This window comes from Vibrio sp. R15-SG3-ISO1A, assembly GCF_059833955.1.
This window is the reverse complement of the sequence record NZ_JCBDGH010000097.1, coordinates 1-23,339: the sequence shown is the minus strand read 5'-3', so window position 1 is coordinate 23,339 and position 23,339 is coordinate 1. Positions and strand designations below refer to the sequence as shown.

The following is a 23,339-nucleotide window of genomic DNA, read 5'->3' as shown; positions in this document are numbered from 1 at the left end:
AAGGTTTGCTGCTGGGCAATAGGTACTATGATCTTGGTTCGTGTCTCTCCACTCCCTTCTAGGTTCTAGGAACTAGGATCTAGGAACTCGCCTCTAAATTCCCCATCGCCACTAATTGCGGTTTACCCCGCACATAACGCTCAAACAGATTCTTCACATCATTTGGCAGTGCGCATTTATCGAGCGTGGTAAAGCCATGTTGGGCGTAAAAAGCTTCGAGGTGAGGGTAGGCAAAGCAGTAGTCGTGTGGGCCGAGGATGTGCTTTTGGCAATACTCAAGCAGCGCATGACCCTGCCCTTGGCCTCGATGATTAGGCACCACAAGCATGCCGGTCAATAAGCGATATTCAGCAAGGCTTCGAAAGCGTACCACCGCCGCGATTTCGGTGCCGATATAGCCCGCAATCACCAACTCATCACTCTTCGCCTTACCCGCCGGATAGTGCGCTTTATACAAGCGGTTCACCAGCGGCAGCTTCATCGCCTCAACCTCAACAATCTTTGAAAACACCCCAAACTCCTTGCCATCGCTCTACCTCATCCCATAATACCACCCACCACCTCTAGGAACTAGAGACTAGGAACTAGGCACTCCCCCTCTAGGAACTAGGCACTCCCCTCTAGGAACTCCCCCCCCCCATCGAGTAGAATATCAACACCTGTCAACCACCCAACCTTATCCATGCTGACACCCATGCCTGAAACCATTCAAACCCACGCCAACCTCGCTTGCCACCATACCTTTGCCATCGCGCAAACCTGTGAGGTGCTGATTGAAGCTCACACGCAGCAGGATATTATCGATATCTATCAAAACCGTGCGTATGCAGAACTGCCTAAGCTGATGCTGGGTAAGGGCAGCAATATGCTGTTTACCGCGCCGTATCAAGGTGTGGTGATCATCAATCATTTGCTCGGCAAAACCGTGCAAGAGAGCGACACGCATTGGCATTTGCATATTGAGGCAGGGGAAGATTGGCCAGCACTGGTGAAGTGGTGTGTGGAGTCTGGCTACGATGGGTTAGAAAACCTGGCCTTGATTCCGGGCTGTGCGGGCAGTGCGCCGATTCAAAACATTGGCGCTTACGGTGTAGAGCTACAAGATGTGTGCGAATACGTGGATGTGCTCTGTCTTGAACGCTTTGAAGTGCGCCGAATGCGTGCGCAAGAGTGCCAGTTCGGTTATCGTGATTCGATTTTTAAACGCGATTTATACCAAAAAGTGGTGATTGTGGCGCTTGGCTTAAAGCTCGCCAAAGCGTGGCAGCCCAATATTGCTTACGGCCCGCTGCAAGGTTTTGCGCGTGAAAGCGTCACCGCTCAAGAGATTTTTGATACTGTGTGCCGCGTTAGACAAGAAAAACTCCCCGATCCGCGCGTGCAAGGCAACGCCGGCAGTTTTTTCAAAAACCCCGTCGTGAGCAAATCAGACTATGAAAGGTTAAGCGCCGCGTTTCCAACGCTTGTGGCCTATCCCGCAGGGGATTCAGGTGAAGGCGCGATGAAACTCGCCGCCGGATGGCTGATTGACCAATGCGGGCTAAAAGGGCATCGCATTGGCGGCGCGCAAGTGCACCCGAATCAAGCCTTGGTGATAGTGAATACCGGTGATGCCAGCGCCGATGATGTGCTTACACTCGCCGCGACCGTGCGCGCCAAGGTACAAGAAACCTTTGGTGTCACGCTGGAGCACGAAGTGCGCTTTATGGGGCCACAAGGCGAGACGCGCCTTGAAACGCTGCTGGAAGAGGGGCGAGTCAGCGCGGCGAAGTTGTCCATCGATAGCGCAGTGCAAGGAGAGATGCGATGAAAGAGCACCACACCAAACTCACGCTCTTGAGCCAGCTCAGTGATGGTCAATTCCATTCGGGTGAGGCGCTCGGTGAGCAGCTGGGCATCTCCCGTGCAGCAGTCAGTAAACACATTAAAGGCATTCAAGAGTGGGGCGTCGACATCTTTCGCCTGCAGGGAAAAGGTTACCAGTTGGCCAAACCAATGCAGTTGCTTGATGAAGCCGTGCTTAAAGCCGGCGTGGCGACGCCACTTGAGCTGATCCCGATTATTGACTCGACCAATCAACATCTTCTCAATCAAGCGGACAGCCTAACTTCAGGCGCGGTCTGCTTAGCAGAATACCAAGCCAAAGGGCGCGGCCGCCGCGGCCGAGAATGGATCTCGCCGTTTGGCTCTAACCTTTATCTTTCGATGTTTTGGCGTCTCGATGCTGGCATGGCCGCCGCGATGGGGCTGAGCTTAGTGGTCGGCGTGGCGATTGTCGAAGCGCTCGAAGCCCTCGGGATTGACGGTGTGAAACTCAAATGGCCCAATGATCTCTATTACCAAGACAAAAAACTCGCCGGGATCTTGGTCGAAATGTCCGGTCAAGCGGGCGGCGCGGCCAACCTTGTGATTGGCATGGGCATGAACCTGCAAATGGCCGCGGGCAGCGAGCGCTCCACCTCGGCGATTACCCAGCCTTGGACCTCCCTCTCTGAAGTGACCGGGGAAAGCGTCGATCGCAATCAATTGGCGATCACCTTAATTAAAACCCTGCACCGTGCGTTGTCTGATTATGAACTGCAAGGGATGAACGGTTTTGTCGAGCGTTGGAACCGGTTGGATAACTTTCTCGGTCGTCCTATAAAACTCATTATGGGGCCAAGAGAGGTGTATGGCATTGCAAGGGGCATCAACGCGCAAGGCGCGGTGTTGATTGAGACAGAGCAAGGGGTAGAAGAGTATGTGGGTGGGGAAGTGAGTCTGAGGGGCGCATGAAAACGGGTGAGCGAATACTCCACATCATCAAACGCGAAGGCCGCGTGACCGCCAAGCAGATTGCCGATCTGCTGGATATGACAACCATGGGCGCGCGTCAGCATTTGCAAGCGTTGGAAGACGACAACTTGCTGGCGATTGAAGATATCCGCGTCAAAGTGGGACGGCCGACGCGCCACTGGTCTTTAACGGCGAAAGGCCATCGCCATTTTGCCGATCGTCATGGAGAGCTGACGATTCAAGTCATCGACGCGGTAGAGCGTCTGTATGGCCTCGAAGGGGTAGAAAAAGTGACCCTTGATCGAGAAAGCCAAACCTTGGCGCACTATCAAGCGCGTATGCACGGCTGCGAGACGCTGGAAGCCAAGCTTCAAGCCCTAGTTGAGATCCGCGAGCAAGAGGGCTACATGGCCGATTTCGAAGCCTGCGACGGCGGTTATCTGTTCACCGAAAACCATTGTCCCATCTGCCGCGCCGCGACCCATTGCCCCAGTTTGTGTCAATCGGAGTTGAACATCTTTCGCCAACTGCTTGGTCCAGAGTGTCATATTGAGAGGACGGAGCATATTGTGCGGGGGGAGAGACGGTGTAGGTATAGGGTTGTAGAGGCACTAGAAACTAGGAACTAAAGATTCAGCACTAGGCACTGGCATCTAGTCCCCACAACCACTCTATGCTAATCTTGCCCAATAAATGACAACTCTAATTTGCACAAAGGATTAAGCGTGAGCGGGCAAAACCAGCAACCATTGATGAATCAGCAGTATTCACCTCAAGTTCCTCCTTCTTTTCGAAACGACGATGAAATTGATCTAAGAGAGCTATTTAAAGCGCTGTGGGACGGTAAGTTAATTATCATCTTAACCACGGTGGTCTTTGCGGTGGGTGCGGTGATTTATGCGTTTACCGCTCAGCAATGGTGGTCATCCAAAGCACAGGTAACAAGGCCTCAACTTCAAGATATCACTGCTTACCGTCAGCAGGTTAAGCAGTTCCAACCGGTATTCGATGTCTACCAGGAAGACGGTACGGTATTGGTGAGCGAAGCTTTGGATGAGTTAGTGGATACGGAGCTCCTGTTCCAAAGCTTTGTCGACGAGTTTAACTCCAGTAATAACAAGCGCCAATTTCTAAATGGCAGTAGTGAATTTCAAACATTCAAAGACCAACTAGGTGCGTTTGAAGATAAGGATGCAGAGAAAGAAGCGATGCAGCGCCTTTACGCTGCGTGGTTTGAAAAGATTGTCGCCACACCGGTGGATAAAAAGGCCCAGGTGATCAGTCCACATAACATTTCACTGCAGTCTACAACCAAAGAGAGCAGTTTTACGCTCCTAAACGAATATTTAAGTATCATTAAACAGCAAGTACACCAAGATGCCCTTGATAACTTGCAAGCGCTGGTGTCATCCAAGCGTGATGAACTGGCTCAGCAAAAGCGCATTCTTGAAACGCAGGCCAAAAACCGGATAGAAGTGGAAGCGGAAAAGGCACAATACGCCTACGGTATTGCGAAAGCAGCAGGCGTTGATACACCGATCCAAACCAATGGGGATAGTGAAATTTTTGCCATCGACATGGGGACGAAAGCGTTAGAAGCCAAAGTCGCCGCACTCCAGTCGGTGAAAAACCTCAGTGTGGTAGAGCCTCGTTTGCAACAAATCGATGCGAAACTCGATATGTTGGCGAACCTGAAAGTGGACCGCAATATCGAATTCCAAACCTTCCGTTTCCTAGAGGATATTGAGCAACCGATCAGCCGAGATAAGCCTAAGCGTCCTCTCATTGCTGTACTCGGCACGCTCCTCGGCGGCATGTTGGGCGTGGCTATTGTTCTCGTCCGTTTCGCCTTCCGCCGCGAAGAAGAGACACAATAACAACGTATCATTCTCCCCGAGAGGTTGACACATCCTGTCAACCTCTCATCATTTCACCACCCACCACCCACCACCCACCACCCACCACCCTCTCATTAATGAGACTCCCCCCTCCCCCCTCTTTTTATCGCTGACTTTTTAACCTATTCTTAACGTTTGATGGGTGAGGCAAGGAGGCGCACATGGACACTTCACCGCTTTTTCAGCAACTGCCGCCGTTCGATGAACTGGTCGAACTGGCGCAAAAGAATCCCGATGCGTTTGTCGCTCTCAAAAAAGAGATCTGCGAGGAAATGATCAGCGCGGCGTCTGAGCCAATGCAAGCTAGGCTCTGGGCACAGCAAAGTCACATTGACCTGGTCGTTAGCCGTTGTAAAAACCCCAATCACACCAATGTTGTCCTCATGCGTGAACTCGTCACGCAAATGACCAAATTCCAGCAAGCGCTTGATACCGATACGTTGCTTGAACCCCAACAAAAGGCAGAGGTCATTCCATTTGATGCGTGGCGCTGAGCGATATTGCGTCGACTCTGCGCCGATCTGAGAGTGGGTGTTTGAGTCACCCGTTTTGGAGAGAGGGGGCTTGGCGGATCAAGCGTCGCCGAGACTCTCCCATTCCGTCAACAATTGCATAATGTTGTAGGAGTCTTGCCAGTTGGCACAAGGGCTGAGCAGCGCTTTTTGTCCGGATTCTACGGCACGGCGCACCTGGCGTACTTGATACAAGAACGCGTCGCCTTCTGCTGTTACCGTCACGTCGCGCTTAGAGGTCTCATAGATTTCCACACTGACTCGGTTGTCTTGAGCGGGAAGCCAGGGGTTAGTTTCCATGGTTATACAGCCTTTACTGCCAAGGATTGTGAAGTGATGCTTCAAACCATGATCTTCAGCGGTGTGTACGGTGGCGGTGTGGTGGTCGCCAAAACTCATCAACAATGTGGTTTCACAGATGTTGTTGTCGGCGCCTCTTCGGCTGATGGCCTTGAGAGAACGATTCGCAAAAGCGTCTTCTCCCAGCAGGGTTTTCACAACCAGGTACAGTAACGAGATTGGGTAGCAACCAAGGTTGTATATCGCCCCTTTGCTGTCTGGATTGACGAACTGGGCGATGGAGGCAATGTAAGAGGTATGAATCGAGCGCAGTTCACCAATCTCACCGGATTTGAGTATGGTAACCAGCTCTTGAATCAAAGGGTGATGCAGGTACATCAAGCCTTCGGCGAAAAACACCTGATGGTCTTTGACCGCTTGTAGCGCCAGTTCCGTCTTTTCCATATCGATGGAAAGCGATTTCTCACACAAAATCGCTTTACCTTGTTGAGCCGCCTTAATAATAAAGTCATGGTGAAGATGGTTCGGCAAGGCAATGTAGATAATATCGACTTGCTCATCACTCAGTAGCGCGTCGTAATCTGTGAATGTGTTTGCAATCCCGTACTGCTTGGCAAAGGCTGCTAGATTGCTCTCAGAGCGCCCCGCTACCGCGTACAGTTCACTTTGACTATCCTGTTTAATGGCTTCTGCCATCACGCCAGAGATAAAACTGGTCCCAAGAATGCCCCATTTCATGATACCTGCGCTCCATTTTGTTGTGTTTCAAAAGCCTGAACCAACTCGGTCATCTCCGAAGCGATAAATGCGCGGGTATGGGCCATAGTGAAATGGGCTTCAATAGCCGCACGATTCTCATAACGTTCCCACAAAATCACTCGTTGTGGCATGTTGTCATCGTACGTCGCCATTGCTTGTAGGCAGCCGGCTTCACTTTGCATATCAAGGCAAAATTGCTCGATGGCTTGGATAACCGTCGCTCTTGGTTGGTCAGCATTCATTCTCAGCTCAGCGGTGACAAAAATCGTTTGGCTCATGAGTGGTCTCTGTGTTGTTGGCTTTGGATGTTCAAGGTCAACTTTAATTGACGCGTTCTAATTGATAAACTTTCCGCTAGTTTATTCTTTATTAACTATAGGTGCGCAATGGACAAGCTGACCAGTATGAAAGTCTTTGCCTGCGTGGTTGAGCAGGGCAGTTTTCGCAGCGCAGCGCATCACTTCGACTTGTCTCCTACCATGATCGGCAAACATGTTCGATTTCTAGAACAAAGTTTAGGGACACAATTGATTCATCGCACCACCCGAAAACAGTCACTCACCGAAGCGGGCAAACTCTACTACCAAGAGTGCCATCGGATTATTGAAGACATCGCCAACGCCGAAAATTTGATTCATACGCTGATCAATCGGCCCCGTGGTACGGTCAAAGTGAATTGTCCTGTCACCTATGGAAAGACGGTATTGGCGCCGATCGTCGCCGACTTTCTCTCTGAGCATCCTGATATCAATGTAGAAATGTTGCTCGACAATAACCTGATTGACCCGTTTCGAACGGATGCCGACGTCATTATCCGCATAGGTGAACTGGTGGACTCTTCACTGGTTGCAAGAAAGCTAGGCGATTATCCGATGACCTATTGTGCCGCGCCTTCGTATCTCAACGCGCATGGACGGATTCAATCATTGGAAGATCTCAGACATCACTGCTGTTTGGGCTTTCACTATCACCAAGGTGAAAGCCAACAAGTGATGAATCTGCCCACTAGTACCTTTGATCAAAGCCGTATTAGGCTTGCCTCAAACAATGGTGACGTATTGAAATTCGCGGCGATCCAAGGATGTGGTGTTCTGTTGCAGCCGAAGCTGTTGGTCGAGCCAGAAATTGAGTCCGGCCAGTTGATGGAGATCCTGCAAGATGCCGTTCCTAAAGCTAAGCCGATACACCTGCTGTATCGCTCCAAAAATTTGTCACTCAAAAACCGGACCTTTGTTGATTTTGTCGTTGCAGCGGTAAACGCCAAAACATAACCATGAGAAGTCCGAACGTGGGTAACCCACCACTTCTTCAACCTCGATCACAAATTTTTCATCTCTCCCCCTTGGGTTTACCCAAACCATCCCACATATAGTTAGCACGCGACTGAAATAGTCAGCACAAGACTTTAAAGCCTCAGAGCCAATGCTGTGAGGGCGTTATCAAACCTAAATGGAAATTATCAGGAGAGACGACCGATGAACATTCGTCCATTACACGACCGAGTTATCGTAGAACGCCAAGAAGTTGAATCTAAGTCAGCCGGTGGCATCGTTCTTACTGGTTCTGCGGCAGAAAAATCGACTCGCGGCGTAGTACTCGCTGTGGGTAAAGGCCGCATTCTAGAAAATGGCTCAGTTCAGCCTCTAGACGTTAAAGTGGGTGATACGGTGATTTTTGCTGAAGGCTACGGCACAAGAACCGAAAAAGTCGACGGTAAAGAAGTTCTGATCATGTCTGAAAACGACATCATGGCTATCGTTGAGTAATAGCAAACGTTGAGTAATTCAATTCTGAATCCCAACTAACAAAATCAATCGAATTTAGAAAGGAAGATAAAGATGGCTGCTAAAGACGTAAAATTTGGTAACGATGCACGCATTAAAATGCTAGAAGGTGTGAACGTTCTGGCTGACGCAGTAAAAGTGACGCTGGGCCCTAAAGGCCGCAACGTGGTACTGGACAAATCGTTCGGTGCACCAACCATCACCAAAGATGGTGTTTCTGTTGCGCGTGAAATTGAATTGGAAGACAAGTTCCAAAACATGGGCGCACAAATGGTCAAAGAAGTCGCGTCTCAAGCAAACGACGCGGCAGGTGACGGTACCACTACCGCGACCGTACTGGCACAAGCGATTGTTAACGAAGGTCTAAAAGCGGTTGCAGCGGGTATGAACCCAATGGATCTTAAGCGCGGCATCGACAAAGCCGTGACCGCTGCTGTAGAAGAGCTTAAAGCGCTCTCTGTGCCTTGTTCAGACACCAAAGCGATTGCACAGGTCGGTACGATTTCTGCCAACTCTGACGCAACCGTAGGTAACATCATTGCTGAAGCGATGGAAAAAGTGGGCCGTGATGGCGTGATCACAGTAGAAGAAGGTCAAGCACTGCAAGATGAGCTCGATGTTGTAGAAGGTATGCAGTTTGACCGCGGCTACCTATCGCCTTACTTCATCAACAACCAAGAAGCGGGCTCGGTTGATCTAGAAAACCCATTCATTCTTCTGATCGACAAGAAAGTCTCCAACATCCGCGAGCTTCTTCCAACGCTAGAAGCAGTAGCAAAAGCGTCTCGTCCTCTGCTTATCATTGCAGAAGATGTCGAAGGTGAAGCGCTGGCGACACTGGTTGTCAACAACATGCGCGGTATCGTGAAAGTGGCGGCAGTGAAAGCACCAGGCTTTGGCGATCGTCGTAAAGCGATGCTGCAAGACATCGCGATTTTGACTGGCGGTACGGTCATCTCTGAAGAGATCGGTCTAGAGCTAGAAAAAGTAACGCTAGAAGACCTAGGTCAAGCGAAGCGCGTGACCATCACTAAAGAAAACACCACCATCATCGATGGCGTGGGTGAGCAAGAGATGATCCAAGGTCGCGTGGCGCAGATTCGTCAGCAAATCGAAGATGCAACCTCAGACTACGACAAAGAAAAACTTCAAGAGCGCGTGGCGAAACTTGCCGGCGGTGTGGCTGTGATCAAAGTGGGCGCAGCGACAGAAGTGGAAATGAAAGAGAAGAAAGACCGTGTTGAAGATGCACTGCACGCGACTCGCGCGGCAGTGGAAGAAGGTGTGGTTGCCGGTGGTGGTGTTGCTCTTATTCGCGCAGCATCGAAAGTGGCGAACCTTGAAGGTGATAACGAAGAGCAAAACGTCGGTATCCGCGTGGCACTTCGCGCGATGGAAGCGCCAATCCGTCAAATCACTAAGAACGCCGGTGATGAAGAGTCTGTTGTAGCGAACAACGTTCGCGCTGGCGAAGGTAACTACGGTTACAACGCGGCAACTGGCGAATACGGTGACATGATTGAGATGGGTATCCTAGACCCAACGAAAGTGACTCGCTCTGCACTTCAATTCGCAGCGTCTGTCGCAGGTCTTATGATTACCACTGAAGCCATGGTCACCGACCTACCACAAAAAGAGGCACCAGCTATGCCTGATATGGGCGGCATGGGCGGAATGGGTGGCATGGGCATGATGTAATCATCCCAACCCTTCTGGTTGAAAGAGATGTCTCGCGCCAAGCGAGGCATCATACGGAGGCTTCGGCCTCCGTTTTTTTTGCTCAAAATCGACTTTGAGTGACTGACAACCTCACACTTTAAACCTATGTTAAATGTTCAAATGCTTATGCACATACTGGCGAATATAAGGCACTACCTCCGCCTCAAACCACGGGTTGCGCTTTAGCCATAAAGTATTGCGTGGTGAAGGGTGAGGCAGGGGGAGCGTGTGGGGCGCCCAAGTTTGCCATTGTTTGACTGTCTCGGTGAGTGAGCGGGGTTTGTCTGAGAGGTAGTAGCGCTGTGCGTATTGGCCAATTAGCAGTGTCATGCCGATATTGGGCAGCGCTTCAAGCACCTTTTGATGCCACATTGGCGCACACTCTTTGCGCGGGGGCAGATCTCCAGAGTGGCCTTTGCCGGGATAACACAACCCCATCGGCATAATCGCAATGTGCTTGGCGTCATAGAATTGAGTCTTGTCCAAGCCTAGCCAATCTCGCAGCCGGTCGCCACTAGGGTCATTCCATGGAATGGAGCTGTGATGAACACGGGTGCCCGGCGCTTGGCCGATAATCATTAGCTTGGCATCCTGATGGGCTTGGATCACCGGGTTGGCGCCCAGCGGCAGGTGCGCCTCGCAGTGGCGACAGGCGCGAATCTCGCTCAGCAGTGAATCCAGCATCAGTAGCCTCGCTTTGGCTCCACCACATGCAGCAAACGAAACCCGTCACGCCATCTCGCGTAGTTTTCGGCAAATATCTCTGCTACCTGCTCTGGAAAGCTCAGCGCAGCGATGTGAGGCGTGACGGTAATATGAGAGTGAGACCAAAATGGGTGCTCGCCATGCAGTGGCTCTTGCTCAAACACATCCAAAAACGCATGCTGCACGCAGCCTAGCTCAATGGCTTCAATCAACGCATGTTCATCTAACGCGGCGCCTCGGCCAACGTTAAACAGCAAAGCTTGGTCTAAGTGGCTTAAGGTCTGATGGTTGAGAATATGCTGAGTGTCCGGCGTGTTGGGCAGGGTGTTGACCACCACATTCGCGCCCGCCAGCGCAGTCGTTAGCTCTTGCACATGGTAGAGCGCATCAAAGGGCGAGTGTTTACTAGGGATCCCGCTGCGATTCACGCCAGAGACGCGCATGCCCAGTGCCTTGGCACTTTGGGCGAGGTGAGTACCAATCGAGCCGGTGCCGAGGATGACCATATTGAGTTCATTTAAAGAGCTGTAGGGCTTGGGCGTCCATTGCGCTTTTTTATGCTCGCTTTGATAGTGGGCAAAATGACGCTGGTGGGCAATCACATAACCGAGCACATACTCCGAAATCTGCTGACCGAATATGCCCTTCACGTTAGTCAGCACACCTTCAAAGTCTTGCAAGTGCGGCACCAGTGCATCGACACCGGCATAGATAGATTGAATCCACTCTAGGTTGGGAAATTGATCCATGGCTTTAGCGGCCATCGGCGGCGCGGCCAGCAAGATCGTCGCTTCGGCTTTGTCTTGCGTGAACGTGAGATCCGGTAAATTCAACGCATTGAGTAGCGCTTGATAGCGCTCGTTGTGCTCAGTCAACAGGTAGACATTGTGGGAAGCTAAGGTCATGGAAACATCCTTATTGATATCGTCTGGCGGGCGAACAATGACTTATCTATCCATTGGTTTTATTTGATGATACCCGTTACACTGACAATGGTGACTCAATCAATCTCGCGCTCGGAGGCCATATGAGTACGACGACGATTTTTCTGCTGGTGATGTTGCTGATAGGCAGCGCCGTCGCTTTCCTTACCTTTAATTCGGAACGTTTGATCGCGTGTTTAGAGAAGCGTATCAGTGACAATGCGAAAAGAAAACAGTAGGAGCTTAAGATGACGTACTTTACTCTCGCGATGCTAATGATCCTCGCCTCGGTGTTTTCTATCGGTTGTTTCGCCGTTTGGTTCGATCGTCATCAACGTTAATGATAAGGAAGCAGATGCCCGATTTAACGCATTACCAAGGTATCATCTTTGACTTAGATGGCACTTTAGTCAATTCCATGATCGCTCATGCGACAGCGTGGGAGAAAACGTGTAAAACCTTCTCTATCCCTTATGACAAGCCTTGGCTTGATAGCCTGGGTGGCATGCCATCAAGGAAGGTGACACTCGAACTGTTAAAACGGTACGAGTTGACGTTGGATCCTGCCATGATCACGGCGGATAAAACGGCCAACTATGAAGCGATTGAACACAAAGGCGAAGTGATAGAAGGGACCTTCTCACTATTAAAGCGCTATGCGAACACGAAGAAAGTGGGTATTGGCACTGGATCGCAGGCTAAGCATGCCAACGCGATTTTAGCCACCACATCGATTCCTTCCTATATCCAAACATTGGTCACTTCAGATGATGTGGTCAACCACAAACCTCATCCAGATACGTTTCTTCAGGTGGCTCAGAACTTGTCGCTACCTCCTGCAAGCTGTGTCGTTTTCGAAGATACACTGATTGGTCAACAGGCGGCAACACGAGCAGGCATGGATTGCTACATGGTAAAGAATGGCACCGTGGTGCAATTTATTCCGGCGAGACGTCCATAGACTCGACTTCACACCTATCGTATTGCGCCCGTTTCGCGAGAGCACCCGTCAAACACATCAAGTGAAAAGGCGGATGTTGCCTTCGAGGGCGCGCACCATCGTTTATGTAATATAATTACCGGCTTAGGTATTTCACGCCTGTCGTTGCATTTTTTGACCTTGCTCTGTGTAATAAAAGTACAGATTTGATTGACTAATGTCACAAATTGGAGCAAAATTAACCATAGATCACATAATCAGTACAAGGGTTAAGTATGAACACGACAGTTATGACTTCTGAAAAAAATGAAGAGCCTATGAAATCAATGATCGCTGATGAGTTTATGTTTTTTGTTAAAGCGGCTGTGTCTATGAGCGCACTCGTTCTCTTCCTAGCATCTGCTTGGGTCTAAGAGACTAACGTTGATCGCCCGCTTCATTTTGTGCCGTGCGGGCTAAAGCAGACTTATGGTGTTGCGCTTTGTAATACAGAGCGACCATCGCTAGGTAAGCGATGGCGGGAGCGATGAAGCTAGTGTGTAAGTTCCAAGCGTCGATCACTATTGCTTGAATCAACGGTAAAAGTACGCCGCCAATAGAGCACATGATAAGTACAGCTGCGCCTTGCTCTCTGTAAGCGCCGGCAGCGTGAAGTGCCTTAGAGTAGATGATTGGGTAAAGTGTGGCATTTAACAAACCGACACTGAGCATAAGATACCCAATACTGACGTGATGAATGGTCATCGCAAACACGCTGATGAGTATGGCAAGCGCGCAACAGCAGGTCAGCAATCGCGTGACATTTACCTTGGCGCCCAGCCGAGCGAAACCCACCCTCCCCAAGAACATCCCCATCCAATACCACGTAATCCATTGTGTTGCCGATACTAAACCTATCTGCCCATAGGCCTCATCTGCGAGGTAGGAAATTGTATAAGTACCGAAACTGACTTCTACGCCGACGTACAAGGTCAGCGCGATGGCGAGCGTTCGAAATGATTGATTGTGATACAGCGCAGAGATGCCGTGTCGAAACTTGGTTTTTTTGCCGGGCTGAATATCGGGTAAGTGAATAGAGTGAAAACAGACAATCAAAGCGGCGAAGTACGTGGCGATACAGACGAATAAAATGGAGACGTGCTCCGCTGTCTGCGTCCACCCAAACGTGGTGGCGATAAGAATAACCGCAGCTAATATTAAAGGACCAAGCACGGTCCCGATTGAGTTTGATGCGGTGGCGATACTCTGGCGTAGGACGCTTTTTTCTGGCCTATCGAGTAGGGATACATAGGGAGAGCTTACGACCTGGATGGCGGAAATGCCTGATGCCATCAGTAAAATCCCCAACACGGTCGTTATGAGCGTTTCCTCGCGCACTAGATACGCCATTGAAAGGCAACCGAATAAGCACCCGATCAAACAGTATTTCAAGGTGGTTTTGTAGCCCAAGTGGAGCATGACTAAGGACGTCGGCAATGAAACGGTGATGCGGGTGATAAAGAAGGCCATGGGAAAGAGCATGGCCATCTTGTAGTCGAGATCAAATGCCTCTTTGTAGTGTGGGATCAGTGAATTACTGCAGACGGTAATCAGTCCCCAAATGAAAAAGATCGATGAAAGTAACGCTAAAGGCGCATCCTTTATTCGCACGGATTTCATCGCCTTCTCCCTTAGAGTGCCAACCCTGCCTCATTCGCAATACGCTTCAGTGTTGCCTTGGCTTCAAGGATGTCATCAAACCAGTGCTCGTTTTGTGCCCACATTTCGATCACAAACGGTGCCTGATAGTCAATCTCAGCTAAGGTTTTGAAAATACCGTTAAAGTCAACTTCACCTTGTCCAATTACTAGGTCGCGAAACTGGCCTTTGCAAGTGGGCGAGACGCGAAGTGTATCTTTTAGGTGAACTTGTACGATATGGTCTCTACTTAGCTTTAGCTCCGTGCAGACATCATAGTTCCAACCGGAGATGTTGCCGACATCAGGGTAGGCCATAAAGTAAGGCGACGGGATCTCACGTTTGAGGACCTCAAACTTGCTCAGTGAGTTGAGGTAAGGTGTATCCATGATTTCAACGCCAAGCATGATCCCAGCTCTCTCGGCCATTTTCACCGCTTGCTTCATGCCGTCGATAAACCGCTGGTGGGTATCTTGCGATTGTTCCTCATAAAAGACGTCATAGCCGGCCATTTGAATGCATCGAATACCGAGTTTGTAGGCCAGAGCGATCGCTTTCTCCATAATACGAAGTGATTCGTCTCGGATGCGATCATCCATTGACCCGAATGGGTACTTTCTATGAGCGCTCAAACACATGGATTGCAAAGGCATGGCGTGCTGTTCGCAAAGGCGTCGCAATGCATAGACTTCGTCATCACTCCAGTCCAATCGTGCTCTGCGTTCATCGCTTTCATCGACGGAAATCTCGACGAAATCGAACCCCGCTTCTTTTGCCTTCATTAAGCGCGCTTCCCATGAAAGTGACGCGGGCATTGCTTTCTCGTAAATACCTAATCTGAATTTGTTTTTTGAGCTGAACATATGACTTCCTTAAAAAAGTTGTTGCTCGATTCGAGTCGTGATGTCTTTGATTTTCGACGCGATAACGTCGTATCCCAATGCTTTCATTTTTGGAGTGAGGGACGAGACGCTCACGGCATAGACGGGCGTATGATTGTTATCGAAGATGGGGACAGCGACACACGAAATGCCGGCCTCGTTCTCTTCATCGTCCAATGCGTAACCTCGAGCCTTGATCGTATCCAATACCTCGAAAAATTGTGTTTTATCGAGAATGGTATTTTCGGTCAGTGGGCGCATGGTACTGACATTGCGTTGCCAATAAGTCTCACGTACTCGGTCGGAACTAAATGCCAAGTAGCATTTTCCAGCGGCGGAGCAGTACATAGGAGAATGCAAGCCCACGTAGGTGCGTGTGCGAAATGCGGCATTGACGGGTTCAAACTTGTCTTTGAAGATGATGTTGTCGGCATCAAAGGCGAGAAAGTTCACCGTCTCATTGATGTCATCCAGCAGTTCAGATAGGAAAGGCTTGACGGCACCCGTCACATCAGAGTTCATTGCGGCATGACCAAGTTGAAGCAGTTTCATTGTCAGTCGATAGGCTTTGCCTGAGCTCATTTGAGCCACGTAGCCGGACTCTTCGAATGTGGACAAAATGCGATGAACAGACGATTTGTTAAATCCAGTGCCCTCGGCTACTTTTTGTAGTGAAACTCCGTTTGGGTAGTGACCCAAAAATTCCAATACAGTCAAAGCTTTCGACAACGATTTAATTTGCTCACTCATACGCGCGTTACCAATATTTTCCTATTTCAGAATGAAATTGCTCAGCAATCTCTTTGCCCTGTGCACCCGTTAAGGCTCTACCCGCAATGAAAGATTTGGCAGACAGGTGTTTAAACAAATGCAGATCGTCAGGCACAATACCACCAGTTATGGAGAGTTCAATTCCCATATCCGACAAAATCCGCATTTTATTTAGGTCTTCTGCGGTCCAGCTCACACCCGCTAGCTCCGCGTCACGAGAACGATGATAAATAGCTTGAGTGATCCCCATATCTAGCCATTGCTGGGCGTCGTCGACAGTCCAATGGCCATAGAGCTCTATCTGAACTTCGCCACCAAACTTATCGGTGACGTTTTTGGCTGAACGAATGGTTTCGATATGTGCCGCTGCGCTCACTGTCACCCAATCGGCGCCCGCTTCCATCGCCATTTCCGTCAATATCGCACTGGCGTCGGTGATTTTCATATCACAAACAACTAGGTGATTGGGGTAGCGTTTTCTAACAGCTTCCACGGCGCCAACACCATGTGAAAAAGCCAGAATGGTACCAATTTCGATGACATCGAGTTGTTCGGCGATAGGTTCAACGGCGCTGAGCGCTTGATACAGATCGGTAGAGTCGAGCGCGAGTTGCAATAGCGGTTTAGGCATGAATGTCGTCCTCAAATTGTTTAAAGAGCTGAACGAGGTGTTGATAGCGGCGGAACTTGTTCTGATAACGTTGATAGTTCTCTTTGTTGGGTTCAATACGCGTGCTGTTCCCGGTGAGTGCAGCGGTGCATTCGGTCAAAGATTGAAACTCACCCGCCCCCAGCATCGCCATCATGGCCGCGCCCAGTGAGCCAGTTTCGTCGATTGCCGAGATTTCTACCGTCATACCGGTGAGATCCGCCAGCATCTGCATCCAAACTGGGCTTGACGCAGGCCCTCCTGTGACTTTTAAAACCTTGGCGTGAGGAAAGCGCATACGCATGCGTTCTAAATGGACATTGTGACAAAAGAGAATGCCCTCCCAGATGGCCTGGATGAGGTGCGCTTTTGTGTGGTGAGACTGAAGACCGTAGAAGCCAGATTTGAGACCCAACCCTTGATTGGAACCATAGAGAAACGGGACAAAAAACACGCTGCTGCTAGCGGGCTCAAGTTGTGAGACGAGAGCTTGGTTTTCGGTATGGTTGAGGACGCCATTGTCGCCCAAGTATTCAGAGAACCACTCATAATTGCCGGCAGACGTAGGGCTGGCTTCATGAATAATGTATTCGCCATCTATGACATAGTGTCCGTAGACAAAATTGTGCGCTTGCTCTGTCACAGTTGTGGCGATGCCTGACGTCACAGCCCATGTTCCCATTACGTAGTTCAGAGCGTGAGCAGACGCATTGATGCCCGAGCAGACTGCGGTCGACACAACATCGAACAAACCGCCATACACGGGCGTGCCCTCGAGCAGTCCGGTTTCCCTGGCGACAGACTGAGTGATTTTACCTGCAAGCTGTGAAGGCGAAACAATGGGTGGGAGTGCGTGGAATAACTCTTCGATACCAAAGGTTTCGAGTAATGAACGGTCGTATTGACCCGTGTGAGCGTTGAAGTAGTTGCTCTCCGAAATGTTGGTGAGCTCGGCATAAACTTCGCCAGTCAGTCGATAACGCAGATAGTCATGAGACATTAAAACGGAGCCAATGTTATTGTAACGTTCGATATCGTTCTCTTTGATCCAACGAAGAATCGAAACGGGGTGCCCTGTCCATAAAGTTTGTAATGTGGTCGGGTAAATCGCTTCCGCTTTTCCCTCATTGAGCCAGTTTTTTACGATCCTCAAGGCGCGAGCATCAGAAGACATAATGCCGTGACCGAGGTTATTACCATGCCGGTCTAGCAGGTAGACGCCTTTGCCTTGTGCGGAAATACTGATCCCTTTGATTGTCTCGGGCGAAACCAGTGTGGTATCGAGTAACTGCCTGATGGCGCTGACGGCGTCTCCCCATAATGCGTCGAGATCACGTTCCACCCAACCTTTTTGCGTATTGATGACGCTGGCTGAGACCCTGGCCAGGCCAAGTTGCTTGCCTTGGGCATTGTAGAGCGCGGCTTTCATGAACGTACCGCCGGAATCGATGCCTATGTAGTGGTTCATGATGTGGACTCCAGAAGACTATTATGGATTTTGACCACCAGTTTGCGCACCGGGCGTGAGTCGCCATCGTCAATATTGGTGATGTGGATGGTTTCAGGTGTAAACAGATAAAAGTGGCCCGGACGGGCACGCAGCAAATTGAGCTCGATGCCTTGTCGTTGATAGAACTGCAGGTCACGTTCTGCCTGATAGGGTTCGGCGTAGGTGTGGGTGCCGTTATCCAGGGCCCATGCCATCATCTCCGTGCCTTCGAGGACGATTTGTAGATCGCTGTGATGTCGGTGCACTTCTGGAAGAAACGAGTCAATCGGTGCCTTGTCGTAGTCGAGGATCACAAACCAGGCTTTCGTTTCATCAAATCCAGGTAATGTATGGCGACCTGCGGGGAGGGCTTTCACATCCAAGCTATCTAATGTGGCTAAAAGGCGTTGAATCGCGACGGGATAGCCGGTGGCGCAGGCTGAATGTTTGAGTTGACCAACTAACATAAATAGGCTCCTTGCGCTTACACAGACGCTTTGTGATGAAAAACAGACGACAGTAAATGCGCAAGACTGGTGGGATGGTCGTTGTCGCCATCGGTGACGAGCGTGGCGACATTTTGCACCGCATCATTGGCGTTGCGCATGGCGATCCCTAACCCGGCTTGGGTGAGCATAGAGATGTCATTGTGGTTATCGCCCACGGCAACACACTCAGCCAGGGTAAGCCCTAGAGGTTCGATGTAGCGCTTGAGGGCATTCCCTTTGCTGTTGCCCTTGGACGCAAAGTCGACGCGGTCATGCCAGGAGCGCTCCCCATTAAAGTTGTCACGGACAAAAGGCAACGACAAAAAGTGGTCGACGTCGCCTTCGACGACAAACTTCCAAATATGCTCGGTTTTTGTCATCTCTTCATGGAAGTCCTGTATTTTGAAGATATTCGGTCTGTCCGTTGCTGGAAATTGGTGAGACCACTGTTCAAGCGCGTGCATGTAGTCGACGGGGTTGTGCTGTGAGTAGAGCATCGCATCACGCACATACATGACCATCTTGAGTTGGTAGTCTTGTGCGAGCGTGATGAAGGTCTCGGCATTTGGTTTGGCGATCGGGTTGGCACTAAGCACAGTGTCTGTTTTGTAGTCATACACGTACGTACCATTGCAACAAATAATGGGCGTAGAGAGGCCCAATTGCTGGTAGTACGGTTTCGCCGCAACGTGGTGTCGACCGGTGACGATCACCGTGTGGACTTTTTTCGAAAGCGCTTGGATAACCTCAACAAGCGGCGAGCTTATCTCGTGCTTGGAGTTTAGAACGGTTCCGTCCAAATCGAGTGCCAACAATGAATACATAGCGCCTCCTTACTTTTGCCCGTAATAGGCGTTTTTACCGTGCTTACGCAGGTAGTGCTTATCGAGCAGCTCTTGTTGAATCGCCACTTCCGGACTGATGGCACGTGTTGCCGTTGCCATTGCTGCGATTTCTTCCATCACGACCGCATTGTGCACCGCATCAGCCCCATTTTTTCCCCAAGTAAAGGGAGCATGGCCTGCGACGACGACACCTGGCATTTCGAGCGGGTCAATCTGTCGTTGCTGGAATGTTTCAATAATCACTGTGCCGGTATTGCGTTCATAATTGGACTCAATCTCGGCTTTGGTCAGTAGGCGAGTACATGGCACATCACCATAGAAATAGTCGGCATGGGTCGTGCCTAGTGCCGGTATGTCTCTCCCAGCTTGTGCCCAAATCGTCGCGTTGCGAGAGTGGGTATGGACGATCCCGCCGATATTAGGAAAGGCTTTGTAAAGCTCAATATGGGTCGCGGTATCGCTGGAAGGGTTGAGAGTACCTTCAATGCGTTGACCTTCTAAATCGATCACCACAATATCGTCCACGCCCATTACGTCGTACTCAACGCCCGATGGTTTAATGGCAATGACGCCCAATGTGCGGTCTATTTCAGAGACGTTTCCCCAGGTAAACGTCACTAATCCATATTTGGGTAACAGAAGGTTCGCTTTGAGTACCCTTTCTTTCAGTTCCTGATACATAGTCATGGTTATCGCTGTCCATTGTTGGGGGAGGCCATCGCTCTTGATGTGAGCGATGGCGCACTGACGTTATTGAGCGGCGAGCTTGATCTTGTTGATCATAGTGTCGCCATTTTGTTTGATATAGGCACTCCACACTGGCTGAATCGCTTCTTGGAACGCTTTACCGTCGACATCGCGGTTCACTTCCATGCCATTGGCTTCAAGCTGAGCAATCATTTGATCTTCCTTGTCGATGCTGAGCTTACGTTGCATTGCGACCGCTTCTGCCGATACTTCTTCGATGATCTTCTGCTCTTCGGCACTCAAGCCGTTGAATTTGCGTAGATTCATCGTTAAAACAAGAGGTGAGTATGCGTGCTGAGTCAAACTTAGGTACTTCTGAACCTCATCAAACTTAAAAGAGAGGGTGACGGAAATAGGGTGATCTTGTGAGTCCACGACACCGGTTTCGAGCGCGGTATACAGTTCTGAAACAGGCAGCTGTTGTGGGTTGGCGCCGAGTTCATTGAACATGTCGTTCAGGGCTTTTGAACCGTTGACACGCATCTGCAGACCTTTGACGTCACTTGGGACTCGGATCGGTTTATTGTTATTGGTCATATTGCGATAACCATTTTCTGGGTAACCCAACCCTTTCAGACCAAAATCTTCAAAGCGCTTCAACACTTCCTGACCAGGCTCGCCATCAAGCACTTTGTATGCGGTTTGACGATCAGGGAACATGAATGGCAGCGTGAAAGCGGCTGATTCTGGCATTAGACCGTTGTAGTTGTTCAAGCCCACCATGGCCAAGTCCACGATGCCTGCTCGCGAGCCATCGATCATTTGTTTGTCACTGCCCAACTGCCCTTGAGGGTAGATATTCACGATCAACTCACCTTTCGAGCGTGCCTCGACTTCTTTTTTGAAAAATAGAGACATCTCTTGTTGCAGATCTGACTCTGGCGCTGCGTGCGCGAGTTTGAGTGTGGTGGCAGCAAACGCGTTGGAGCTAAGTGCCAGAGTGGATGCGATTAGTGTTGTTTTAAGTAGGGTTTTCATTATTGTTTCTCCGTTAGGGATTAACCAATGACGAACGACATTGGTACAGTGATGATGCTTGGAAAGATGACAAACAAAGCAAGCAGCGCCATGTAGGCAGCAATAAAGGGTAGGACTCCTTTAACGGCTGTCGACATAGGTACTCTCGCTACACCGCATACGACGTTCAGTACGGTGCCTACGGGAGGCGTAATCAGGCCGATCGAACAGTTAATCACGAACAAAAGCCCGAAATACGTGGGGTCTATCCCTGCCATTTTGATGACAGGCATAAAGAGTGGAACCAATATTAATATGGTTGGACTGAGGTCCATGACCATGCCCACGCACAGTACGAGCAGCATGATCACCGCCATCAACAATCTAGGACTGTCAACCAGTGGACCGAGCAATTCGACAAGTTGCTGAGGCAGTTGCGCTACCGTCACCAACCATGCTGCGACCATGGCACAGCCGACTAGGAACATGACCATGGCGGTCGAACGGCCAGCATTAAGTAAAATATGGTAGAACTTACTTAAGGTCAGCTCTTTGTAGATAAAGGTTGAAATAAAGATGGCGTACACGGCTGCGACAACGGCCGCTTCTGTCGGCGTGAAGATACCAAAGCGAATACCGACAATAATGATGATCGGTAGCAATAGCGCCCAAGTCCCGTCTTTCAACGCTGCGCGTTTTTCTTCTCTACTTGCTTTCGGACTGGTCTCTAGCTTTTCTTTGCGTACGGTCATGCGCCACATGAACATCAGCGTCATACCCATTAGGAGACCAGGTACAATCCCACCTAAGAAAAGGTTTTTTATCGAAATACCCCCGGCCACCCCAACGAGGATAAGAGGGATCGATGGGGGGATGACTGGCGCAATAATACCGCCTGAAGCAAGGAGCCCCATTGACGGCGCCTCTGGGTACTTGGCGGCTTTCATCATCGGATAGAGGATACTGACGAGTGCTGCCGCATCGGCCACAGCAGAGCCAGACAAACCAGCCAGTAGGACCGATGTCATGATGGCGACGTAACCCAGCCCCCCTTGACGGTGACCGACGTACGTCGATGCCAAACGGACAATCCTTTGTGATAGACCACCCGAGGCCATCACCTCTCCCGCGATGAGAAAAAACGGGATAGCCAGTAGGGTAAAGCTATCAACACCATTGATCAGCGACTGAGCCAAGATGTCGGCACTAAAGAAGTCCATATTGACCATCAACGCCATCGAGGCCAACAGCAAGGCAAAGGCAACAGGAAGGCCGAGCAAGATGGAAATAATTAGGACAGATAAGAAAATTGCGAGAGTCATAGTGGGCTCTCCTCATTGGCATCATCGAGTTGCCAATCTGGTTTGAAAATACGGACGAAAGCGATGACAGCCATTAATCCTCCAGAGATGACACCGGCTAAGTAGAAAAGCGCCGATGGCAGACCTGTCAATTGAGAAATATCAGACCAGTTCGCCATCATTTGTCGATAAGCGCCGACATAAAGCATGCCTACAGCGATCAAGACGATGCACCAACACAGACGTCTTAATACAGGCACAGCTTTGGGCATTAAGCGTTCGGAAAACTCAGAAACAGCTAGGTGTTCACCTCGGCGCAGCACAACCGCAGCGCCAAGCATGACAATCCACACAAGCCCAAGGCGAGAGAGTTCAACAGAGGGACGAAGACCAGAAGAGAAACCGTAGCGCAATACCACGTTGGTAAACACGAGCGCAATCATGCACGCCATAATAATGGCCATGAGAACGTCTATCGATTTCCATATGCTCTTGAATACACTTTGCATAACGCTTTCCTCACCTTAAGCGAACTAAAGTGACGTGATTTGTTGCCAAATGCCGTCGTTGATCTCGATACCACCTGCAGCTTCATGCTTTTTGATGAAATTGCTGATCTCTGATCCTGCGATCATGACGTTGCCGGTTTCCGCGGGCTCAGAGGCCAGAACATAGTCGCGAATACGCTGCATTTCTTGCGCATATCGACCTTTGTCCATGGTTTTACTTAGATCAATGGCGATAAGAAATTGTGATACACCGAACTCGCCCCCCATGTCCTCGGTCAGAGCGGGAACGGAGTAACCACCAGAGATGGCCGTCAACATCATGTCCAGCACGATAGCCATCGAGGAGCCTTTCCAAAAACCCATTGGTAGAAGACGTTTGTTCTCCCAAAGGGTATGAGGGTCTTTGGTCAACTCACCGTTGTCGTCAAAACCGCCAACCACAGGGAGCTCTTTGTCTGCGAGGACGAAGTTTTGCAATTGGCCATAAGAGAATTGCGTCATCGAGCAATCCACAACAACAGGAGGATCGCCCGCAATCGCCATAATCAGCGGGTTGGAACCTAAGCGATGATCTTTGCCGCCCCATGCTGGCATGACGGCAATAGAGTTGGTGGACGCGATACCGGCAAAGCCTTCTCTGGCCATTTTTAATACGTAGGCCCCGCCTCTCATCCAGTGGTTTGAATTGCGCATCCCGACCATACCAATGC

28 protein-coding genes are annotated in these 23,339 nt (G+C 50.1%); 11 read left to right on the top strand and 17 right to left on the bottom strand.

What is annotated here, in order from left to right:
- Positions 1-79: 79 nt before the first annotated feature.
- The gene (locus tag AC6R0L_RS17940) at positions 80-511 is read right to left on the bottom strand and encodes a GNAT family N-acetyltransferase (protein WP_500630030.1); all 432 of its coding nucleotides are present in this window, start codon (positions 509-511) and stop codon (positions 80-82) included.
- A gap of 183 nt (positions 512-694) precedes the next feature.
- Here AC6R0L_RS17940 and murB point away from each other — a divergent pair, with 183 nt between their 5' ends.
- From murB to AC6R0L_RS17915, 5 genes are all read left to right on the top strand, one after another.
- A complete protein-coding gene (gene murB, locus AC6R0L_RS17935; protein ID WP_500630029.1) occupies positions 695-1,810 on the top strand; it encodes a UDP-N-acetylmuramate dehydrogenase in 1,116 nt (371 codons plus the stop codon).
- The gene (birA, locus tag AC6R0L_RS17930; protein WP_500630028.1) at positions 1,807-2,775 is read left to right on the top strand and encodes a bifunctional biotin--[acetyl-CoA-carboxylase] ligase/biotin operon repressor BirA; all 969 of its coding nucleotides are present in this window, start codon (positions 1,807-1,809) and stop codon (positions 2,773-2,775) included. The genes murB and birA overlap by 4 nt, the downstream gene beginning before the upstream one ends.
- Positions 2,772-3,404, top strand: a complete 633-nt coding sequence (locus AC6R0L_RS17925) for a helix-turn-helix transcriptional regulator (protein WP_500630027.1) — start codon at positions 2,772-2,774, stop codon at positions 3,402-3,404. The genes birA and AC6R0L_RS17925 overlap by 4 nt, the downstream gene beginning before the upstream one ends.
- A gap of 123 nt (positions 3,405-3,527) precedes the next feature.
- On the top strand, positions 3,528-4,652 hold the full coding sequence (locus AC6R0L_RS17920; RefSeq protein ID WP_500630032.1) for an LPS O-antigen chain length determinant protein WzzB: 1,125 nt from the start codon (positions 3,528-3,530) through the stop codon (positions 4,650-4,652).
- A 182-nt stretch (positions 4,653-4,834) separates the two neighbouring features.
- Positions 4,835-5,167 (top strand): DUF3135 domain-containing protein, encoded by a 333-nt coding sequence (locus AC6R0L_RS17915; RefSeq protein WP_500627455.1) that lies wholly within the window; start codon positions 4,835-4,837, stop codon positions 5,165-5,167.
- A 78-nt stretch (positions 5,168-5,245) separates the two neighbouring features.
- Here AC6R0L_RS17915 and AC6R0L_RS17910 read toward each other — a convergent pair whose 3' ends face one another.
- Both AC6R0L_RS17910 and AC6R0L_RS17905 read right to left on the bottom strand, forming a co-directional pair.
- Positions 5,246-6,223 (bottom strand): Gfo/Idh/MocA family protein, encoded by a 978-nt coding sequence (locus tag AC6R0L_RS17910; protein ID WP_500630026.1) that lies wholly within the window; start codon positions 6,221-6,223, stop codon positions 5,246-5,248.
- Entirely contained in the window at positions 6,220-6,522 is a 303-nt protein-coding gene (locus AC6R0L_RS17905; protein WP_487902810.1) for a putative quinol monooxygenase, read from the bottom strand. The genes AC6R0L_RS17910 and AC6R0L_RS17905 overlap by 4 nt, the downstream gene beginning before the upstream one ends.
- 108 nt (positions 6,523-6,630) lie before the next feature.
- Between AC6R0L_RS17905 and AC6R0L_RS17900 the strand changes: the two genes are divergently transcribed.
- The 3 genes from AC6R0L_RS17900 (at position 6,631) to groL (ending at position 9,726) form a co-directional block, all read left to right on the top strand.
- Positions 6,631-7,515 carry a LysR family transcriptional regulator gene (locus AC6R0L_RS17900; protein WP_500630025.1) on the top strand — a complete coding sequence of 295 codons (885 nt, stop codon included), beginning with the start codon at positions 6,631-6,633 and terminating at the stop codon, positions 7,513-7,515.
- Between the two features lie 204 nt (positions 7,516-7,719).
- The gene (locus tag AC6R0L_RS17895) at positions 7,720-8,010 is read left to right on the top strand and encodes a co-chaperone GroES (RefSeq protein ID WP_334554749.1); all 291 of its coding nucleotides are present in this window, start codon (positions 7,720-7,722) and stop codon (positions 8,008-8,010) included.
- A gap of 72 nt (positions 8,011-8,082) precedes the next feature.
- On the top strand, positions 8,083-9,726 hold the full coding sequence (groL, locus tag AC6R0L_RS17890) for a chaperonin GroEL (protein WP_500627458.1): 1,644 nt from the start codon (positions 8,083-8,085) through the stop codon (positions 9,724-9,726).
- Positions 9,727-9,855: 129 nt separating this feature from the next.
- Here the strand turns inward: groL and AC6R0L_RS17885 are convergent, their stop codons facing one another.
- Positions 9,856-10,431, bottom strand: coding sequence for a uracil-DNA glycosylase family protein (locus AC6R0L_RS17885; RefSeq protein ID WP_500630024.1), 576 nt, complete (start codon positions 10,429-10,431; stop codon positions 9,856-9,858).
- Positions 10,431-11,357 carry a D-2-hydroxyacid dehydrogenase gene (locus AC6R0L_RS17880; RefSeq protein WP_500630023.1) on the bottom strand — a complete coding sequence of 309 codons (927 nt, stop codon included), beginning with the start codon at positions 11,355-11,357 and terminating at the stop codon, positions 10,431-10,433. Before AC6R0L_RS17880 ends, AC6R0L_RS17885 begins: the two co-directional genes overlap by 1 nt.
- A gap of 122 nt (positions 11,358-11,479) precedes the next feature.
- Between AC6R0L_RS17880 and AC6R0L_RS17875 the strand changes: the two genes are divergently transcribed.
- From AC6R0L_RS17875 to AC6R0L_RS17865, 3 genes are all read left to right on the top strand, one after another.
- Positions 11,480-11,614: a hypothetical protein gene (locus AC6R0L_RS17875; RefSeq protein WP_487902802.1), complete on the top strand. Its 135-nt coding sequence runs from the start codon at positions 11,480-11,482 to the stop codon at positions 11,612-11,614.
- Between the two features lie 116 nt (positions 11,615-11,730).
- Entirely contained in the window at positions 11,731-12,336 is a 606-nt protein-coding gene (locus AC6R0L_RS17870) for a beta-phosphoglucomutase family hydrolase (RefSeq protein ID WP_500630022.1), read from the top strand.
- Between the two features lie 254 nt (positions 12,337-12,590).
- Positions 12,591-12,728: a hypothetical protein gene (locus AC6R0L_RS17865; RefSeq protein WP_500630021.1), complete on the top strand. Its 138-nt coding sequence runs from the start codon at positions 12,591-12,593 to the stop codon at positions 12,726-12,728.
- Positions 12,729-12,732: 4 nt separating this feature from the next.
- Here the strand turns inward: AC6R0L_RS17865 and AC6R0L_RS17860 are convergent, their stop codons facing one another.
- The 12 genes from AC6R0L_RS17860 to yiaK form a co-directional block, all read right to left on the bottom strand.
- Positions 12,733-13,974, bottom strand: a complete 1,242-nt coding sequence (locus tag AC6R0L_RS17860; RefSeq protein ID WP_500630020.1) for an MFS transporter — start codon at positions 13,972-13,974, stop codon at positions 12,733-12,735.
- Between the two features lie 11 nt (positions 13,975-13,985).
- Positions 13,986-14,855: an L-ribulose-5-phosphate 3-epimerase gene (locus AC6R0L_RS17855; RefSeq protein WP_500630019.1), complete on the bottom strand. Its 870-nt coding sequence runs from the start codon at positions 14,853-14,855 to the stop codon at positions 13,986-13,988.
- A gap of 9 nt (positions 14,856-14,864) precedes the next feature.
- Positions 14,865-15,623 carry an IclR family transcriptional regulator gene (locus tag AC6R0L_RS17850; protein WP_500630018.1) on the bottom strand — a complete coding sequence of 253 codons (759 nt, stop codon included), beginning with the start codon at positions 15,621-15,623 and terminating at the stop codon, positions 14,865-14,867.
- 7 nt (positions 15,624-15,630) lie between these two features.
- On the bottom strand, positions 15,631-16,275 hold the full coding sequence (locus tag AC6R0L_RS17845) for a 3-keto-L-gulonate-6-phosphate decarboxylase UlaD (protein WP_500630017.1): 645 nt from the start codon (positions 16,273-16,275) through the stop codon (positions 15,631-15,633).
- Positions 16,268-17,761 carry an FGGY-family carbohydrate kinase gene (locus AC6R0L_RS17840; protein WP_500630016.1) on the bottom strand — a complete coding sequence of 498 codons (1,494 nt, stop codon included), beginning with the start codon at positions 17,759-17,761 and terminating at the stop codon, positions 16,268-16,270. Before AC6R0L_RS17840 ends, AC6R0L_RS17845 begins: the two co-directional genes overlap by 8 nt.
- Positions 17,758-18,249, bottom strand: a complete 492-nt coding sequence (locus AC6R0L_RS17835; RefSeq protein WP_500630015.1) for a NanQ anomerase/TabA/YiaL family protein — start codon at positions 18,247-18,249, stop codon at positions 17,758-17,760. Before AC6R0L_RS17835 ends, AC6R0L_RS17840 begins: the two co-directional genes overlap by 4 nt.
- Before the next feature lie 17 nt (positions 18,250-18,266).
- A complete protein-coding gene (locus AC6R0L_RS17830) occupies positions 18,267-19,094 on the bottom strand; it encodes a Cof-type HAD-IIB family hydrolase (RefSeq protein ID WP_500630014.1) in 828 nt (275 codons plus the stop codon).
- 9 nt (positions 19,095-19,103) lie between these two features.
- On the bottom strand, positions 19,104-19,796 hold the full coding sequence (locus tag AC6R0L_RS17825; protein WP_500630031.1) for an L-ribulose-5-phosphate 4-epimerase: 693 nt from the start codon (positions 19,794-19,796) through the stop codon (positions 19,104-19,106).
- Positions 19,797-19,865: 69 nt separating this feature from the next.
- Positions 19,866-20,840, bottom strand: a complete 975-nt coding sequence (locus AC6R0L_RS17820) for a DctP family TRAP transporter solute-binding subunit (protein ID WP_500630013.1) — start codon at positions 20,838-20,840, stop codon at positions 19,866-19,868.
- A 20-nt stretch (positions 20,841-20,860) separates the two neighbouring features.
- Complete coding sequence (locus AC6R0L_RS17815) at positions 20,861-22,141, bottom strand: TRAP transporter large permease subunit (RefSeq protein ID WP_500630012.1); 1,281 nt, start codon at positions 22,139-22,141, stop codon at positions 20,861-20,863.
- The gene (locus tag AC6R0L_RS17810; RefSeq protein WP_500630011.1) at positions 22,138-22,629 is read right to left on the bottom strand and encodes a TRAP transporter small permease; all 492 of its coding nucleotides are present in this window, start codon (positions 22,627-22,629) and stop codon (positions 22,138-22,140) included. The genes AC6R0L_RS17815 and AC6R0L_RS17810 overlap by 4 nt, the downstream gene beginning before the upstream one ends.
- Before the next feature lie 24 nt (positions 22,630-22,653).
- Positions 22,654-23,339: 3-dehydro-L-gulonate 2-dehydrogenase (gene yiaK, locus AC6R0L_RS17805; protein ID WP_500630010.1), on the bottom strand; the 686-nt coding region annotated here is incomplete at its 5' end.